This is a genomic window from Gottfriedia sp. OAE603 (assembly GCF_040543965.1).
Classification (GTDB): Bacteria; Bacillota; Bacilli; order Bacillales; family Bacillaceae_G; genus Gottfriedia; species Gottfriedia solisilvae.
In genome coordinates this window covers 2631216-2648032 of sequence record NZ_JBEUNN010000001.1, presented here as the reverse complement: position 1 = coordinate 2648032, position 16817 = coordinate 2631216, and the positions used below count along the sequence as shown (strand labels likewise).

Annotated in this window: 21 protein-coding genes; 13 read left to right on the top strand and 8 right to left on the bottom strand. The window is 32.3% G+C overall.

Annotated features, from left to right (window positions below; translation table 11 throughout):
* Positions 1 to 8: 8 nt before the first annotated feature.
* A complete protein-coding gene (locus ABID96_RS13560; RefSeq protein ID WP_087999029.1) occupies positions 9 to 284 on the bottom strand; it encodes a YiaA/YiaB family inner membrane protein in 276 nt (91 codons plus the stop codon).
* Positions 285 to 868: 584 nt separating this feature from the next.
* On the opposite strand from ABID96_RS13560, the gene ABID96_RS13555 reads away from it, so the two are divergent.
* Positions 869 to 1030, top strand: coding sequence for a hypothetical protein (locus ABID96_RS13555; protein WP_192602500.1), 162 nt, complete (start codon positions 869 to 871; stop codon positions 1028 to 1030).
* 66 nt (positions 1031 to 1096) lie between these two features.
* Here the strand turns inward: ABID96_RS13555 and ABID96_RS13550 are convergent, their stop codons facing one another.
* Positions 1097 to 1495 carry a thiol-disulfide oxidoreductase DCC family protein gene (locus ABID96_RS13550; RefSeq protein WP_192602499.1) on the bottom strand — a complete coding sequence of 133 codons (399 nt, stop codon included), beginning with the start codon at positions 1493 to 1495 and terminating at the stop codon, positions 1097 to 1099.
* Positions 1496 to 1512: 17 nt separating this feature from the next.
* Entirely contained in the window at positions 1513 to 1869 is a 357-nt protein-coding gene (locus tag ABID96_RS13545) for a globin domain-containing protein (RefSeq protein ID WP_192603145.1), read from the bottom strand.
* Positions 1870 to 2474: 605 nt separating this feature from the next.
* On the opposite strand from ABID96_RS13545, the gene ABID96_RS13540 reads away from it, so the two are divergent.
* The 4 genes from ABID96_RS13540 to ABID96_RS13525 all read left to right on the top strand — a co-directional run bounded on the left by ABID96_RS13540 (position 2475) and on the right by ABID96_RS13525 (position 6589).
* Positions 2475 to 3713: a DNA polymerase IV gene (locus tag ABID96_RS13540; RefSeq protein ID WP_192602498.1), complete on the top strand. Its 1239-nt coding sequence runs from the start codon at positions 2475 to 2477 to the stop codon at positions 3711 to 3713.
* Positions 3714 to 3861: 148 nt separating this feature from the next.
* Positions 3862 to 5466, top strand: coding sequence for a gamma-glutamyltransferase (gene ggt, locus ABID96_RS13535; RefSeq protein ID WP_192603144.1), 1605 nt, complete (start codon positions 3862 to 3864; stop codon positions 5464 to 5466).
* 20 nt (positions 5467 to 5486) lie between these two features.
* Positions 5487 to 6062, top strand: a complete 576-nt coding sequence (locus ABID96_RS13530; RefSeq protein ID WP_192602497.1) for a chromate transporter — start codon at positions 5487 to 5489, stop codon at positions 6060 to 6062.
* On the top strand, positions 6062 to 6589 hold the full coding sequence (locus ABID96_RS13525; protein WP_192603143.1) for a chromate transporter: 528 nt from the start codon (positions 6062 to 6064) through the stop codon (positions 6587 to 6589). Before ABID96_RS13530 ends, ABID96_RS13525 begins: the two co-directional genes overlap by 1 nt.
* 232 nt (positions 6590 to 6821) lie before the next feature.
* Here ABID96_RS13525 and ABID96_RS13520 read toward each other — a convergent pair whose 3' ends face one another.
* Positions 6822 to 7223, bottom strand: a complete 402-nt coding sequence (locus ABID96_RS13520) for an SET domain-containing protein (protein ID WP_087999033.1) — start codon at positions 7221 to 7223, stop codon at positions 6822 to 6824.
* A 488-nt stretch (positions 7224 to 7711) separates the two neighbouring features.
* Here ABID96_RS13520 and ABID96_RS13515 point away from each other — a divergent pair, with 488 nt between their 5' ends.
* Entirely contained in the window at positions 7712 to 8212 is a 501-nt protein-coding gene (locus tag ABID96_RS13515) for a hypothetical protein (protein ID WP_192602496.1), read from the top strand.
* A 24-nt stretch (positions 8213 to 8236) separates the two neighbouring features.
* Here the strand turns inward: ABID96_RS13515 and ABID96_RS13510 are convergent, their stop codons facing one another.
* Positions 8237 to 9025: a M15 family metallopeptidase gene (locus ABID96_RS13510; protein ID WP_192602495.1), complete on the bottom strand. Its 789-nt coding sequence runs from the start codon at positions 9023 to 9025 to the stop codon at positions 8237 to 8239.
* A gap of 170 nt (positions 9026 to 9195) precedes the next feature.
* Here ABID96_RS13510 and ABID96_RS13505 point away from each other — a divergent pair, with 170 nt between their 5' ends.
* From ABID96_RS13505 to ABID96_RS13490, 4 genes are all read left to right on the top strand, one after another.
* On the top strand, positions 9196 to 9960 hold the full coding sequence (locus ABID96_RS13505; protein ID WP_192602494.1) for a MerR family transcriptional regulator: 765 nt from the start codon (positions 9196 to 9198) through the stop codon (positions 9958 to 9960).
* A gap of 367 nt (positions 9961 to 10327) precedes the next feature.
* Positions 10328 to 10708 (top strand): hypothetical protein, encoded by a 381-nt coding sequence (locus tag ABID96_RS13500; protein WP_192602493.1) that lies wholly within the window; start codon positions 10328 to 10330, stop codon positions 10706 to 10708.
* Positions 10709 to 10828: 120 nt separating this feature from the next.
* Positions 10829 to 11293 (top strand): GNAT family N-acetyltransferase, encoded by a 465-nt coding sequence (locus tag ABID96_RS13495; RefSeq protein ID WP_192602492.1) that lies wholly within the window; start codon positions 10829 to 10831, stop codon positions 11291 to 11293.
* Between the two features lie 197 nt (positions 11294 to 11490).
* Positions 11491 to 11877 (top strand): GNAT family N-acetyltransferase, encoded by a 387-nt coding sequence (locus ABID96_RS13490; RefSeq protein WP_377896902.1) that lies wholly within the window; start codon positions 11491 to 11493, stop codon positions 11875 to 11877.
* Positions 11878 to 11881: 4 nt separating this feature from the next.
* On the opposite strand, the gene ABID96_RS13485 is transcribed toward ABID96_RS13490, so the two are convergent.
* Complete coding sequence (locus tag ABID96_RS13485; RefSeq protein ID WP_192602490.1) at positions 11882 to 12790, bottom strand: NAD(P)/FAD-dependent oxidoreductase; 909 nt, start codon at positions 12788 to 12790, stop codon at positions 11882 to 11884.
* A 176-nt stretch (positions 12791 to 12966) separates the two neighbouring features.
* Here ABID96_RS13485 and ABID96_RS13480 point away from each other — a divergent pair, with 176 nt between their 5' ends.
* Positions 12967 to 13896, top strand: coding sequence for a DMT family transporter (locus ABID96_RS13480; protein ID WP_192602489.1), 930 nt, complete (start codon positions 12967 to 12969; stop codon positions 13894 to 13896).
* Between the two features lie 183 nt (positions 13897 to 14079).
* Positions 14080 to 14943 carry an AraC family transcriptional regulator gene (locus tag ABID96_RS13475; RefSeq protein WP_192602488.1) on the top strand — a complete coding sequence of 288 codons (864 nt, stop codon included), beginning with the start codon at positions 14080 to 14082 and terminating at the stop codon, positions 14941 to 14943.
* 41 nt (positions 14944 to 14984) lie between these two features.
* Here ABID96_RS13475 and ABID96_RS13470 read toward each other — a convergent pair whose 3' ends face one another.
* Together ABID96_RS13470 and ABID96_RS13465 are read right to left on the bottom strand one after the other, a co-directional pair.
* Positions 14985 to 15413: an NUDIX hydrolase gene (locus tag ABID96_RS13470; RefSeq protein ID WP_192602487.1), complete on the bottom strand. Its 429-nt coding sequence runs from the start codon at positions 15411 to 15413 to the stop codon at positions 14985 to 14987.
* A gap of 78 nt (positions 15414 to 15491) precedes the next feature.
* Positions 15492 to 16358 carry a Gfo/Idh/MocA family protein gene (locus ABID96_RS13465; RefSeq protein ID WP_377896901.1) on the bottom strand — a complete coding sequence of 289 codons (867 nt, stop codon included), beginning with the start codon at positions 16356 to 16358 and terminating at the stop codon, positions 15492 to 15494.
* Between the two features lie 215 nt (positions 16359 to 16573).
* Here ABID96_RS13465 and ABID96_RS13460 point away from each other — a divergent pair, with 215 nt between their 5' ends.
* Entirely contained in the window at positions 16574 to 16759 is a 186-nt protein-coding gene (locus ABID96_RS13460; protein ID WP_192602485.1) for a hypothetical protein, read from the top strand.
* Positions 16760 to 16817 lie beyond the last annotated feature (58 nt).

Sequence of the window (16817 nt, the reverse complement as noted above, 5' to 3'; positions counted from 1 at the left end):
TTGAAAATTTAATTTGATTCTTTTTTAGAGTTATCTAATTTCATTTTTAATTGAATTTCTTGATCAGCAATAATATCGTCATCTTCCGCATTATCACGAACTACTTTTTGAGTTAGAATTGCACCAACAGCTACTAATAACATAACCGCGATATAATATCCTTTTTCATTAAGTTCCATGTCTGCATTATATAATCCAATACAAAATAAAAGTACACCTGCTACTAATGTAAAGTAGGATAAAACTGTAAATGCTACTGTGTTGCGTCTTCGGTGTTTCTGCAAAATTAATCACTCTCCGTATAAATATATATGCCTTTTTCTTTGAACAGCTACCGTAAAAAACGATAATTTCTAAAAATCAAAATAATATGGAAACTGTCCTTCTATTATTATATAAGATTTTGATATTAAATAGTAATAAAATTGTAAACTATTAACTATTATTTTAATGTTATTTTAATTTTAATGATCGTTTTAAAATAAAATTGGAAAAAGAAGGAATTTTATCCTATGTATCAAAATAATTAATAAAAGACTGTTTTTTCGTATCAAGTCTTAAAAATCAAATTTTAATATTCTTGGAGTGTAATATGGAAGTTATTTTTATGTTTTTTAAAATCATGATGTGTTTGTTCCTTTTCATTTTTTTGATTTTCCTATTCATCAATGTTATTAGTTATTTTAAATCATTAAAAAAAATGCTAAGTAATATTGAGGAAAAGCTTGAAATAATCGCAAAAAAACAGAAGGATTCATAAGTGTTTATTAGAGAAATAGCTCATTAAACGTTTAGTATGGATCGTGCAGTCTATTGAGAATTTCAAAAGTTAAAGTAAGCATAAAAATACAGAGGAGAAGTGTCCAAAATGAGTCATTCAAAATCTAGTATAGGTGGAATTGTATTTGTTGGTTGTATGTTCTTAGGTGGGGGAATAGGCTCTTTATTAGGAGAACCTCATTCTGGTTGGTTAATAGGTTTGGGGGCTGGTTTTATAGGTATGGCTTTGACAAGAGTATGGATGAAATAATTAGCAGATTAAACAAAACCACTGTTCAATATTGACAGTGGTTTGTTTGTTGTTTATAAATAATTTTTATGATAAAAAACGATCTCGTATCTCTTTAGTAGGAATCATACATGTTTCACTTTTTCCAAATAATCTATAACGATTTGTTGCAAAAAGCTGATAAAAATAATTGCGAATAGGTGTTGGAATTATGATAAAGATATAAAATATTTTTGGCCAACCGTTTAACTTCTTTGAGATATGAAGTGCTGCGGTAGATTCCGTTTTGATGATAGCGTTTTGCAATAAAATGACTGAATCTATATCTTTCAGTTCCGGATTTGTTTCGATTAGTTTTTTTCCAATTGATGACTGGAGTGAAGCAAATTGAAATATGCCTTGTTTATCATGTTTAATGATAAATTGAACCGCGCTATTGCAGAAATTACATACTCCATCAAATAAAATAATCGGTTTTTCTTCCACCTTTATGCTCCTATTATTTATTCTTGGTTTACCATGTGATAAGCAACATTTCTTAAATGCTGTAATAGTGGTTCTTTGATTTCTTCATCTAAATCTACATCGTCCATTGCTTTGGACATACAATCTAGCCAATCGTGTGCAAGTTCAATTGTGATTGGAAATGGTAAGTGTCTTGCTCTCATTCTAGGGTGACCACGTTCCATACTATAATATTGCGGACCACCTAAAAATTGTGTTAAAAAAAGTTTTTGTTTACGTGCTGTTTCTTCCCAATCTCCTGGGAAAATTTGCGCAAGACGCTCGTGCTTTGATACATAAGAGTAAAAAGTATCAACAAGCTCCTCAAGTTTTTCTTTACCTATATATTCGTACATCGTTTGATTTTGATTACTCAATGATTGATCCTCCAATAAAAACGTAATGTTTATATATACTATTTTAACGTTTTTTATATTGTAAGAGAAGTAAAATAGATTATCTAGTGGATCTGTAAAATGAAAAGAAGAGTGTTGAATTCCACTTCAGGATGCTCGCTTTCCATGGAGCGGGCGCTGAGCCTCCTCGAAAATGGAAGGCATGCTAAAACCACGACGTCCTGTCGAAACGCATGAATGACCCACTTCCTGTGGGCCTCCTTTGGGGTCTCAGCTGTCCGCATCTCCCAAAGGAGTCGACGATCCTTCCGTTCCATTTAATTTATTGAGTAAGAACATAATAAATTGCTTCTTAAATAAAAACATAATCTTATCTAAGGTCTTCCGTTAAACTTCTTGAAATAAACTCAATCCTATCTAAATCCTCTAATACAGTAGAGTGTTGAATTCAATTTTAGAATGCTTGCTTTCCCATGCACAAATACATATTATTCTAGGAAATACAATTAAAAATTTTTTGTTGTTTTACTGAATTCACTATATTTAATCTCTTTTCCTTAATGTGGTAGGATAATGAGTAGATATATTGTATTGGAGGTGTAGCAATGAATTCTTGGGCCCCTAAGAGTGGAAAGGTTATTTTACATGTTGATATGAACTCTTTTTTTGCTTCGGTGGAAATTGCAAATGATACTACATTAAAAGGTAAACCGGTTGTAGTAGCAGGTAATGAGAAGGAACGAAGAGGGATTATTGTAACGGCAAGTTATGAGGCGCGTGCTTTTGGGATTAGAGCTACAATGCCTTTATGGGAAGCTAGAAAAAAATGCCCTGAGATGATTGTTAAAACTCCAAATCATGAATTATATCGAAAAGTTTCAAGACAAATTTTTGAAAAACTTGGTTCAATTAGTCCAAAAGTAGAAGTAGCTTCAATTGATGAAGGGTATATCGATATTACAGATTGTGAGGAGCTTGGACATCCGATTCAAATTGCTGAATCAATTCAGAAGATGCTACTACAAGAGTTAGATTTACCATGTAGTATCGGAATAGCTCCAAATAAATTTCTTGCGAAAACAGCATCAGATATGAAAAAACCACTTGGCATTACAGTTCTTCGGAAAAGAGATGTTCCTTTCATTTTATGGCCAAAAAATGTTGGAGAAATGAATGGCGTTGGACTAAAAACGGAAGAAAAATTACATTCCATTGGAATTTTTACAATTGAAGATTTAGCGAAATCCAATGAAGAGAAAATACATGAGTTACTTGGAATCAATGGAATTTCTTTAAGAAATAAAGCAAATGGAATTGATGAACGTGAGGTAGATCCAAGTCGTATGCTTTCTTATAAAACAATTGGACATTCAACAACATTTTCAACTGATATTATAGAAGAACCAACGATAGCTGAAAAATTCGAAAGCCTTTCAAATAGGGTGGGTGATAAATTAAAGAAAAAGGGATTAATTGCAGATACATTAACAATCACTCTTCGATTCAGAGACCGTAAAACAATTAATAGAAGTAAAAAATTAATATCACCTATTCAAGAGGGATCTGAAATTTTTAAGGAAGCGATGGATCTTTGGAAAAAACATTGGAATGGCGAACCTTTACGTTTAATAGGGGTTACGATGTCGCAGTTAAATCCAGTCGATGAAGTGTCAAAACAATTAGACCTTTTCTCCTTTGAAAAAGATGCAAAACAAGAACCCTTATTTGAAACACTACACAAATTACAGAGTAAATATGGAGAACAAGTAATAGGACTTGGAAAGCAAAAAAAGAAGAAAATTGATCGTAATAATATACTGGATATATTAAAGTCGACTGAATAGTTAAAGTTAGGATCTTTTTAAAGGATCCTTTTTTGTGTGAGTAGGGTTTAGAGAAAAATTGTCGAATGTATTAATAGAATTCATTTGTTTGCTTATACATAATAATTCACATTTTTAGTAGTATGGAGGAAAACGCATGTTATCAAAAATGAAAAGTATGAATCAAATATACCCATCAAATCGTAATGTTGTTTACGCAAGGAATGGAATGGTAGCGACTTCCCAACCATTAGCAGCACAGACTGGTTTAGACATATTAAAAATGGGAGGAAATGCTGTAGATGCTGCAATTGCTACAGCTGCTTGCTTGACGGTAGTAGAGCCAACTTCAAATGGAATTGGTGGAGACAATTTCGCATTAGTTTGGATGAAGGACCGATTGTATGGTTTAGATTCAAGCGGACCTGCACCAAAGGATATTTCAATTGAAAAGTTAAAAAAATTAGGATACGATAAAATGCCTAAATTTGGTTGGATTCCAGTTACTGTACCTGGTGCTCCTAGAGGTTGGGCTGAACTTTCAAAACGCTTTGGTAATTTACCACTAAAAGAAGTTTTAAAACCTGCAATAAACTACGCAAGAAATGGCTTTCCAATTTCACCAACATTAGGAAAGTTTTGGAAAAGAGCTTTTGAAATATATAAAAAACAATGTACTTCTTTAGAATTTGAAGCATGGTTTGAAACATTTGCACCTAATGGACGCGCTCCTGAAGTAGGGGAGATGTGGTCTTCATTAGATCATGCAAATACATTAGAAAGTATTGCAAATACAAATGGCGCTTCGTTTTATAGTGGAGAACTTGCTGATAAAATTGTTGCTGCAAGTAAAGAGTATGGCGGATTTTTATCGAAGGAAGATTTAACGGCATTTAAACCTAAATGGGTAGAACCAATTAGTGTTCAATACAGAGGTTATGACGTGTGGGAAATTCCTCCTAGTGGTCAAGGAATCGTTGCACTAATGGCATTAAATATATTAAAAAATGAACAGTTTATCGAGAAAGAATCTATATCTACATATCATAAACAATTAGAATCGATGAAATTAGCTTTCTCATGTGGAAAAGAATATATCACCGATCCAAATTTTATGAAGGTGACAATAGATGAGTTATTAAGTGAACAATATGGAAAAGCACGATATTCAGAAATAAATGAATCCGCAAGTCTGCCAATACCAGGGAAACCTTCAAGTGGAGGTACGGTGTATTTAGCAACTGCTGATGGTGAGGGGAATATGGTTTCATTTATCCAAAGCAATTATATGGGATTTGGTTCCGGTATTGTTGTGCCTGGAACTGGTATCGCGCTTCAAAATAGGGGCCATGACTTTAGTTTAAATGAACTCGATGCAAATGCACTTCAAGGTGGGAAAAAGACATATCATACGATTATTCCTGGATTCTTAACAAAGAATAATAATGCGATAGGACCATTTGGTGTAATGGGTGGGTATATGCAACCGCAAGGCCATGTACAAGTAATCATGAATAGTATTGATTTTCATTTAAATCCTCAAGAGGCTTTAGATGCACCAAGATGGCAATGGATAGAGGGGAAACAAATAGAGGTTGAGCCAAATTTCCCGACTGAAATTGTTAAACAGTTAATAGAAAAAGGACATGATATTAAAATTGCAAAAGATACAGGCGGTTTTGGACGTGGTCAAATTATTTGGAGAAACAACGAAACTGGCGTGTTAATGGGTGGTACTGAATCTAGAACGGATGGAAGTATTGCTAGTTGGTAAAAGGAAGTGGACTAGATTAGATGAAACAAAAAGATATATTCGTTGCTTTTTTTCGCAGTAGTATTCTTGGTTATGGCGGTGGACCATCAACAATACCACTTATATATAAAGAAGTTGTTGAAACGTTTAAATGGATGAAGGATGAAGAGTTTTCAGATGTATTGGCGATTGGAAATATGCTTCCGGGACCAATTAATACGAAATTAGCGGGCTATATTGGTTATCGAATCGGAGGTATCGTCGGAATGATTAACGCAGTTCTTGCAACCATTTTACCTACGATTATATTAATGATTTTGTTACTTACAACCTTAACTTCTTTTAAAGATATTAAATGGGTAAATGGGATGAAGGAATCGATCGTACCTGTTGTTGGGGTAATGCTTGGCGTATTAACATGGCAATTTTATAAGAGTTCAAAGAATGGATTAAAAACACCAACGATTCTGATACATTTAATTGTTGGATTGATTCTTATCCAATTTTTACATATACATCCAGGTATCATAATAGCTTGTTTATTATTATTTGCTGTTTTCCAACCAGTTAAAACAACCTCCTCAAATAGTAAAACGGAAAAGGGGGAGGCAACGTGATCATATATTGGAAGCTTTTTCTTTCTTTTCTTATTACTAATTTATTAGGATATGGTGGTGGGCCAGCTACGATTCCATTAATCAAAAATGATGTTGTTAATCGACATCACTGGCTTACTTCACAAGATTTTCAAGAAGCATTTGCAATGGGGAATTCATTACCAGGACCAATTGCAACCAAAATGGCCGGGTATATTGGCTATAAAGTTGGTGGATTATTTGGATCTTTTGTGGCTGTTTTCGCAACTGTTATTCCTTCACTTTTTTTAATGATTATAATGATGAGCATTCTTTATAAAAATCGTCATTCAATTCGAGTGAAGAGAATGACGTCATATGTTAAACCGACAATCGTCGTTTTACTTGGACTTCTCACTTATGAGTCATTTTCAGAATCTATACTGTCAATTGGAATTTTACAAGTAATCTTTATAGCATTATGTACCTTTTTATTAATGGAAAAATTAAAAATACATCCAGCTATAATTGTATTTGTGGCATTAGCATATGGTGCGATAAATTTATAGGCCAAAATCTTTGATTTTGGTTTTTTTATTTTGATAAAAATGAATATTTAAAAGAAAAAGTTCTCTATGAGAATGGATGTTTAGAATAAGTTAATAAAGTTTGATTCGTTTTTTAGTTTACATAACAATTTTATTGAATTAAAAAGGAAGTTGAATCAAAAGCAAAAGAGCTGTTAGTAAAAACACATTACCGAAGCTTAATTTGCATAAAAAAACCAATTAATTCTAAGAATTAATTGGTTTCATCATCACCTTTATAATCTTTATCCCACCATAGTGGATCTGTGTTATCCATATCACCGTTATAATTAATTAATATTTCTTCGCCAGCTTTTATATCTTTATAAGCATAAAATTCAAAAGTATGATTATCAAAATTGATTTCATAATCTGCATTTGCATCATAGGAATGGTTAAATAACATTCCGTAGCCTAATAAAATACAAGAATGATTCATTCCATATTCGAATGCATAATCTGCAAGTAAAGTTTTCTCAATATGTTCATGCTGATCATTAGGGTAAGCTATTACTGGGGCTTCATGTAATAATTCTCCTTTAGAAATATCACGAGTAGCAAAGACGCCACGATTAAATTCTCCATCGCTTAGTGTGGAAGTTTTGATTTCTATCATTATTAACACCTATTCATCTCTCTTTGAAGTATTTATCATTAGTTTGCCATTAATTGTTTGAGAATGCAATTTTATTATCTAATTTTTGATTGTAGTGAATTGAAATTTATCTATTACTATTAAAGCTCTGTTAAAAAAGAATGTTGATTTCCATTCCAGGTACTTCGCTTTCCATGGAGCGTAACCCTGAGCCTCCGGGTCTCAAGTTTCCCACATCTCCCATAGGAGTCTAAGCACCTTCCATTCCAATTACTCTCGAACCAGCTATTCTCTTTTCATACTCTTAATGTATATAGCTAAAATCAACAATTAATATTAACAGAGCCATTATTAAAAAAAGGCTACACGTTATGGAAGCCATATGTTTTTTAATAAGTATGGATACCTAATTATTTGTATTTGTGAACATATATAAAATTCTATGAATAAATTTTTACATTTTATCAAAGTCTATATTGTGTTTAAAGAATTTATGATGGAGGTATGGGATGAAGAAATTAATAATTTTGATTGTAACTGCATTATTAATGATTTCTATAAAAATTCCTTCACAAAACGAAGTGAAAGCAGAAATTGTTAGTGAGGGTGAAGAAGCAAGCACGATTGCAAGCAACCAATTGAAAAGACAGGTTCCTATGTTATCGGAATTATTTCAAGTGTCAACAAATCAATTATTAGTTACATTTGACCGACCTGCTGATTTGAATGCTGGTACGAAAGCGTCGAATTATTGGATCCAAAGTGGTGATATCAAACCAACTGGGATTGCTTCAATTGGTAAAAATGATACTGTTTATCCTAAAAATTCATTAACAGAGGATAAAGTAAAAATTACGAAAGTACAAGGAAATAATAATTCATTCCTATTAACTTTCAAAGATAATATTCCTTCTAAAAAAACATTTAAGTTAATCATTTGTTATGTCACTGCCCCAGGTGGCGGTCAATATAATGGAGATAATGGTATGCAAGTATTTGTAGGTAAATAAAAATCCCCTAAAAGGGGGATTTTTTTATTTTGAAACTGGATATACATTGTAATATTCCTCTAACGTTATGTTTCGTTTTTTCATTTGTTTGGCTAGTGGAACGCCAACATAACGTATATGCCAAGGTTCGTATTTATAACCTGTTATTGATTCTTTTCCTTTCGGATAACGAATGATAAATCCATAATTCGTGCTTTTCGATTGTAGCCACTTTGCTTCTTTTGTATTTGCAAAACAACTTTGGGCAGCACATTTTCCGGTACTACTACTAACATCTATCGCTAAACCAGTTTGATGTTCACTTGAACCTGGTAATGCACAATATTTTCTTGCATTTGCATAACCATCCTCTTTTACATATCGATTAAAAACAGCTTTTTGTGTTACATAGGAACGATACGCAGACACACCACTTAAATAAATGTTATCTTTTTTTGCTCCTGTAAATAATTTGTTCAAAGCGAGAGCAGCCTCTTTTCTCATTTTACGTTTTTCAATTTTCTCTTTAAAAATAAATGAAACAGTTGGATAAACCAAATCTTTAGGTACATAATTTTTAGGTAAAAAGTATTTTTTATTTACTAGTACATTAACGGCTGCTGGTTGAGCAACAGTTTTAACAGCATTCCTATTATTCGATACATTCATTTTCTCTATATTATGTAAGTCCTTTTGGGAAGACTGAGGGTTTTCATGAGTTTTTTGGTTTTGGCTTTTTTTCTGAAGTTGGGAGTGTGAAATAGGTTTTTCTTTTGTACATGCACTTACAAAAAAAAGTGAAAATACAACGATAGATGTGAAGAGATATCTCATGAATGTAAGTTCCTCCTGATGTTACTTTTCTTTTATTCTTCTCATTATTTTGACTTCAATTTTTAATAGCATGCAAAAATATGATGAAAAACTGAAAAAATGTTTAGAAAATCAATTGACTTTAACGTTGCGTAAAGGTGTAAAGTAAAGTTGTCAGGAGGTAGAAGCACTTGGAATATACAGTTCAAAAGCTTGGGAAATTAGCAGGGATTAGCACTAGAACTCTAAGGTATTATGATGAAATTGGAATTCTTAAGCCGGCAAGAATCAATTCATCAGGATATCGAATATATGGTCAAACAGAAGTTGATCGACTCCAGCAAATACTGTTTTATAGAGAGCTAGGAATTAGTTTAGAAAATATAAAAGAAATAGTTAGTTCACCTTCATTTGATGGTGCCAAAGCGCTTATTGAACATCGTGAACGACTTCTTGACAAGAGAAAACAATTAGATGCTTTAATCGAAAATGTAGAAAAATCGATTGCATCCACCGAAGGGAGAATAACGATGTCAGATCAAGAGAAATTTGAAGGCTTTAAACAAAATTTAATAGATGAAAATGAAAAAAAATACGGTAAAGAAGTACGTGAAAAATACGGAGACGAAGCTGTTAATAAATCGAATGAAAAATTATTAAATATGACAAAAGAGCAACATGAAGAAGTAACGAGACTTGCAAAAGAGATAGAAGTAACATTAGCAGAAGCGTTTAAAACAGGGAATCCAGCAGGGGATTTAGCTCAAAAAGCAGCGGATTTGCATAAAAAATGGTTATCTTATTACTGGAATCAATACAGTAAAGAAGCACATGCAGGTCTTGCACAAATGTATGTAGATGATGAACGATTTACAGCATACTACGATAAGGAACAGCCTGGAACAGCAGAATTTTTAAGAGATGCAGTTCATATTTACACAGGAACAAAAAAATAAAAGCAAATTAAAAAGGGTGTGATGTACATTTGTATGTCACATCCTTTTTAATTTTGTGGAGCAAAAGTTTAGAGTGAAGATAAAATTTGGTATAATTTGGATAAGATCAAACCGTAAATAAATATTTATAAGAATAAATATGTTGGAGGTGTTTAATTAGAGCACATGGAAGTGCTAAGATGAAAGTAAGAAAAATGTAAATACCAGAAACAGGTTGTATTAGTGTTTTTGTTATTTATTTTATTTGATTTTATTTTTTACTATATTTTACAAATATAATGGATATAATATTGAAATATTTTAAATAGAAGCATTTTTAGGTAAAATAAAAGTATGTAAATAAATATTTTATTAAGGAAGTACTCCAATGGATGAACATTTTATTCCGAGAAAAGAAAGACATAGAAAACAATTTTTTAAAAGACATTCTTATCAAGATCAAGAGAACATTCATACTATCAATTATGTAAAAGCATTTATTTTGTACTTTTTGTTATTTTCTATGTTTGAATTGGTACATATATATTTAGATCAACATTTGTTACATCAGTCTTTAAAATCATTAACCAATAAAGAAATATACAGATGTATATTAGCAGGACTAATTTATATAGGAAGTTATTTATGTGTTGTTGATACATACTTCAGATTTGCTTTTCCATCAATTGCGCTAAGAATTATTATTCCTGTATTAGCCTTTGTTTTGTCATTTATCAGCATGTTAACGATGCTCATTCCTCATTTATAAATTAATGTTAATGACATAAATTCTTTCATAAAGCACTATTTCTGTAAAAGGAAGTAGTGTTTTTTTGTTGAACTAAAGATATATAAAAGTTGCTTTTTAAAATATGAGGAGGGTCAGTTCATGTTGACATTAAACCTAATAAGCGAAAAAGATTTCGATGAATATTTTAAGCAAGCAATCATTGGTTATGCGAAGGAGAAAGTTGCTTCAAGTAATTGGACTGAAGAGGAAGCGTTTGAACGCGCTGAAAAAGAATTTACTTATTTATTGCCAAATGGTGAAAAAACGGAAAATCATTATATATATTCAATTCTTAAAAATAATCAGAAGGTTGGAGTAATCTGGTTAGGGCAAGCGTCTCCTCAAAGAAAAACTGAAGGATATATTTATGATTTTGTTATTTTTGATGAGTTTCAAGGTAAAGGATATGGGAAAGAGGCAATGCAAGAAATAGATCAAAAAGCAAAAGAAATCGGGATGAATAGAATGGAATTACATGTATTTGGTCATAACAAAATTGCTCGCTTGCTCTATGAGAAAATTGGGTATGAAATCACAAATATTATTATGGCAAAATCAATTTAAAGGAATTTTTCATAAAGTTCATAAAATGAGGGGTAAAATGGAAAATCAAATAAATATACAATATCGTTTTCTATCATTACAAGAATTGGATTTGCAGTTTTTAAAGACCTTTAATCGATATCAAGTTACGAATAAAGTTTGGTATAGAGATGGCCAACAATATAATATTAAGGAAGATTATTTTGTGGAGGAATGGAATGAAGAAAAAAAAGATACAAGTGATCCAAACTCTACAAAATTGTTTAAAAGTAGGAGGGGCAGTTATCGGTGCTTATCATCAAGATGATGTAGTAGGTTTCGCTAATATTGAAAATCAATTTTTCGGAAGTAATAGCCAATACCTAGAATTACCGTATATCCATGTTTCTAATGAATTTAGACAATACGGAATTGGTAAGAAACTGTTTCATTTATGCAAAGAAAAAGCGAAGCAGATGGGTGCAAAAAAGCTATATATAGCAGCACACCCATCTATCGAATCTCAATATTTTTATCAATCAGTTGGTTGTACTTACGCTGATGAGATACATCAAAAAATTTACGAGAAGGAACCTTTAGATATTCAGCTAGAAATTTCTTTATAATGAATCAATTTATTTCTAGTAGACGCTTATGGATCCAAACTGCTGCTTGAGTACCTTCACCCATGGCAATGGTGACTTGTTGGGAATGTGCTACAAGATCACCAGCTGACCATACATTTGAAACATTCGTTTCCTTTGTTCGAGGATTTACAATGACATGTTTATTGTTTAACAATTCTACGCCGAGTTGTTTTGCAAGTTCATTAGATATTTTATTCCCACCGAAGCCAATAAAAGCGCGGTCTGCTAATAGAACATCACCATTTTTTAGTGTAATTCCTTTAAAATTTGAATCTTTGTCTTTCACGATTTCTATAATTTTTTCTTTTTGATAAACAATCCCTTTATGTTTAAGCTGATTTAAAACATCTGTCTCTAATTCTTCGCCATCATGGTTAATATAAGTAATTTTATTCGTCCAATAGTGTATTTCTAATGCCATATTAGCACCAGCAATACCTGCTCCTAATACTAATACAGACTTATCTGAGATTTCATATCCGTCACAATCTGGACATACATAAATTGATGTGCCAAGACAATCAAAAATATGTTTAATATCAGGAATTCGATCTAATAGACCCGTTGCTAATAAAATAGTCTTTGCATCAAAGGTGAGTCCTTTTTCTGTCTTGATTTCAAAGGTTGTATCACTTTTTTTCACAGAAATAACTTTATCTTCTAAAAATGAAACACCATATTCAGTTGCTTGCTTCTTTCCTAGTTCTCTTAAGTGTAATCCACTAATCCCATTTGGCCATCCTAAAATATTACGGTAGCTTTTACAGTATGTGGAGCGTCCGTAGTTCGTGTCAATCACAAGTGTTTTGCGCTTATATCGTCCGAGCTGTATAGAAGCCTGTAGCCCTGCAAAACCGCCTCCAATGATGATGCATTCATAAATTTCCTTCATTTTTATATTTCTCCTAAATACGTCTTATACTGTTCAATTTTTCCATAACGGACAATTCTAATCAGAAAAAGGATAAATTCATGCTTTTTTGTACGATTTATATTTTCTGAATATTTAAAGTGTGTTACGATTCTTCTATTACATTCAAGTTAGTTATTCGTTAGAGGAGAGTTTATATGAGTTCTGACAAAATAGCATTATCATATTCAAGATCAAGAGGGATATTTCTTGTCCTAACTGCAGCGATTTTATGGGGAGTATCTGGAACGGTTGCACAATTCTTATTTCAAAGAAGCGGATTTAGTCCCGAATGGTTAGTCGTTATTCGTTTACTGATTTCAGGGATTATTTTATTAATGCTTGCTAGATTGAAAGAAAAAAAGAACATAGTAGATATTTGGAAAAATAAAAAAGATATGTTGAGTTTACTATTATTTAGTATATTAGGAATGCTAGCTGTACAATATACATACTTTGCAGCAATTAATAGCTCAAATGCAGCTACTGCTACGATATTACAATATTTAGCCCCGGTTATGATTACATGCTATATAGCCATTCGCTTTAAAAAAATCCCTACATATAAAGAGTTACTTGCTGTCGCTTTAGCACTTGTAGGTACTTTTCTATTAGTAACTCATGGGAATATAAATGAACTATCCATTACTGGTTGGGCACTATTTTGGGGACTAGGCTCTGCATTTGCATTAGCTTTTTATACTTTACAACCTCAAAACCTATTAAAAAAATGGGGCTCGACGATGGTTGTTGGTTGGGGAATGTTAATTGGAGGCATTAGTTTTAGCTTTATAAATCCACCTTGGGAATTTCAGGGTCATTGGTCAATTAGTTCATATTTTGCAGTCATTTTTATTGTTATATTTGGAACATTAATTGCATTTTATTGTTATTTAGAAAGCTTAAAATATATTACTGCTTCTGAAACTAGTTTACTAGCTAGTGTTGAACCATTATCAGCAGCCGTTCTATCTGTAATCTGGCTCAAGGTAGAATTTGGCGTAGTTGATTGGATCGGATCATTGTGCATTATATTTACGATTGTGATTTTATCAATTGCAAAAAATAAAGACGAATCTTTATCCTAGTTTGTGAAAAGTAGCCAACAAAATCTTGTTGGCTATTCACTTGTACAGTTTCGTTCAAGAAAAAGGAAGAAGTGATTTTTAATAAAATAGAAAGAATAAACGAGAGACCTGTCAAATGAAAGCACAAAAAGACAGGAAGACATTGAAATACATTGATAGGATGTAGTTAAGGGAGTGAGTCACATGGCTTGGGTTGAATCATTACAAAAGGCAATTGATTTTATAGAGGAACATTTATTAGAGGATTTATCGATCGAAGACATATCAAGACAAGCGAATTCGTCTGTTTTTCATTTCCAGCGGACATTTTCAATCTTGACTGATACGAATGTTGCAGAGTATGTAAGACGAAGAAGAATGACATTAGCGGCAAAAGAATTAACAACTACTGATCATAAAATCATAGATATTGCCTTAAGGTATGGTTATGACTCTCCTGAAGCTTTTACAAAAGCATTTCGCAAACAACATGGTGTGACACCAAGTGAAGCAAGAAAGTTTATCGGCAATTTAAAATCATATAACCGCCTAGTTATACAGGTGAGTTTGAAGGGAGCAGAACCAGTGCAATTTAATATTGTGGAAAAAGGGCGTTTTCAAATTATTGGTGTAAAAAAAGAATTTTCATGTTTAAATGACCAGCAACAACAAGAAATCCCAAAATTGTGGGATGAAGTGAACACTAACGGTACAAGTGATCAATTATATGAGTTGAACAATGGCCAGATTAAAGGTGTATTAGGTGTTTGTACAATGAACCAAGAACAAAAAGAAAAAAATCTGCTTGATTATTGGGTTGCTACTGAATATGAGGGAATCGTACCTGAAGGTTTCCAACATCATGAGATACCTGCTTCAAAATGGGCTGTCTTTGCGGTAAACGGAGCTATGCCTCATGCGATGCAGAAAGCTTGGAAACAAATTTTTTCAGAGTGGTTTCCAGGAAGTGGCTATGAACACGCAGGAATTCCAGAATTTGAAATGTATCCAGGAGGTAATCCGTTTAGTGAGGATTACTATTCAGAAATCTGGATTCCAGTTAAATAAATAAATTGAAAATAGTGCAACCAATTTGGCTGCACTATTTTTTAATTACAATTTTTTAGTATGTATTCAATTTTTTTTGCTAAAAAAGGTTGAATAAGTGGATATGTTAGATTTTCTGGAATTTCATCAAAGTAATTAATTTCACCTATTTCTAAATTAGGTAAGTTTCCAATATGATTTACTTCGGCAAAGAATAACTGACCATATGTTTGAGTTTGTTGAATACTCACAGAGTAAATACAAATGGATTCAATTCGAAAGTTTATTGCGCCAGTTTCTTCACTTAATTCTCTTTTAGCTGTTTCATTTATTGTTTCATGTTTTTCGCGTTTTCCGCCAGGGATTTCCCAAGTCGATCTATTTTTATGTTTTACAAAAATCCATTTTCCATTATATCTTGCCATTATAACTGCGTATGACAGATCATTATCGTCTATTTCATCTAATTCGTGAAAATTTACTTGTGTCATATTTATCCTCTTAAAGCTTCTAAGACAACTTGTGCTTCATAGCCTTTGGCAAAGTCAATAATGACTGCTTCTTCGCCTTTAAGGGCTTTTTACAATATTATTAATTAATGAATCTTTTAAAGAATCATCGGTCTCAATCTTTTGGATAGGATCTCCGATTTTAGCACCTTCAACATCTGCCCAGTTCACTAATGATAATGTACCTTCAGTTCCGTACGCAGTGAACTTGATTTCTTCAATTCCTGCAATTTGACTTAGACCATTTATTAAAATTGGCGTTTTGTCATTTAATTCTAAATTTGCGATAATACCATTTTCTGAGGCTTTTGGATCCTCTGGGTATTGTATATTTTTATGTATGACTTTCATATCTCCAAAAATCTTTTGAATTTGTTGAATATAATGTACGCCTACTTCAAGTACATAACCGCCTTGTTCTTTTGTTGCTACCCATTCATTTTGTTGCCAAGGTCTTGGCCAGCTTGGAAAATGCATTTTTAATTCAATTCTCCTTAACTTTCCTACATATCCATCCTTAATAAGAGAAGCGAATGTTTTACTACCTGCGTTGTAGTTTAAAGGGAAATTCATCGCATGTAGTATTCCTTTTTCTTTCGCTTGATGATAAAGACTAAGCGCTTCTTCAATAGAGTTTGCTAAAGGCTTTTCACATAAAACATTAATTCCCTTGTCAATCACATCAGAAACGACAGTATGGTGATATTTTGGAGGAACAGTAACGTAAACCAAATCTAATTCAGTATCTGAAAGCATCTCTTTGTGATTAGTAAAAGTATGAACAGACTCTATCTGATTAGCAGTTTCTTGTAGTCTCTCTTTGAGCGTATCACAGATCGCAACGATTTTTATTTCTGGATGATTTAAAAATAGAGGGATTAATCGTTGACCGATTGCTCCAAGACCAATAATACCAACTTTAATCATATGTAAAAACACCTTTCAAAAATGGATTTATTTTCATTATAGTAAGAAAAATACATTTATTAAAGACGGGAGTTTTATTCGAAAAAATAAATGCTTATTTTCTTGAAGTTTATTTTGTTTATGTGACAAAAGTATCGAAAAATTCAGACGGAATAAAAGGGATAGTTCTTAAGGAGGGTGAATAAAGATAGTAAAAAAGTACTGGGGGTGAAGTAATGGGAATAAAACCTTTCTATTATGATGGTAGTGGTCATGGCTATTTCTTTTTTCAATCCGAATTATTAAAAAATCAATTATTGATGAGTGGTGAGACGAGAAAAGTTATAAGCGGAAATCCATACTTAATTGATTGGAATCAAGTGAGACAAAGTGTAGACAATGATAAAAAAGCAGATATTTAGACTGATTGAATACGCTAATCTTTCGAGTCACCAAGACTGATGGGGAGAGAATTTACGT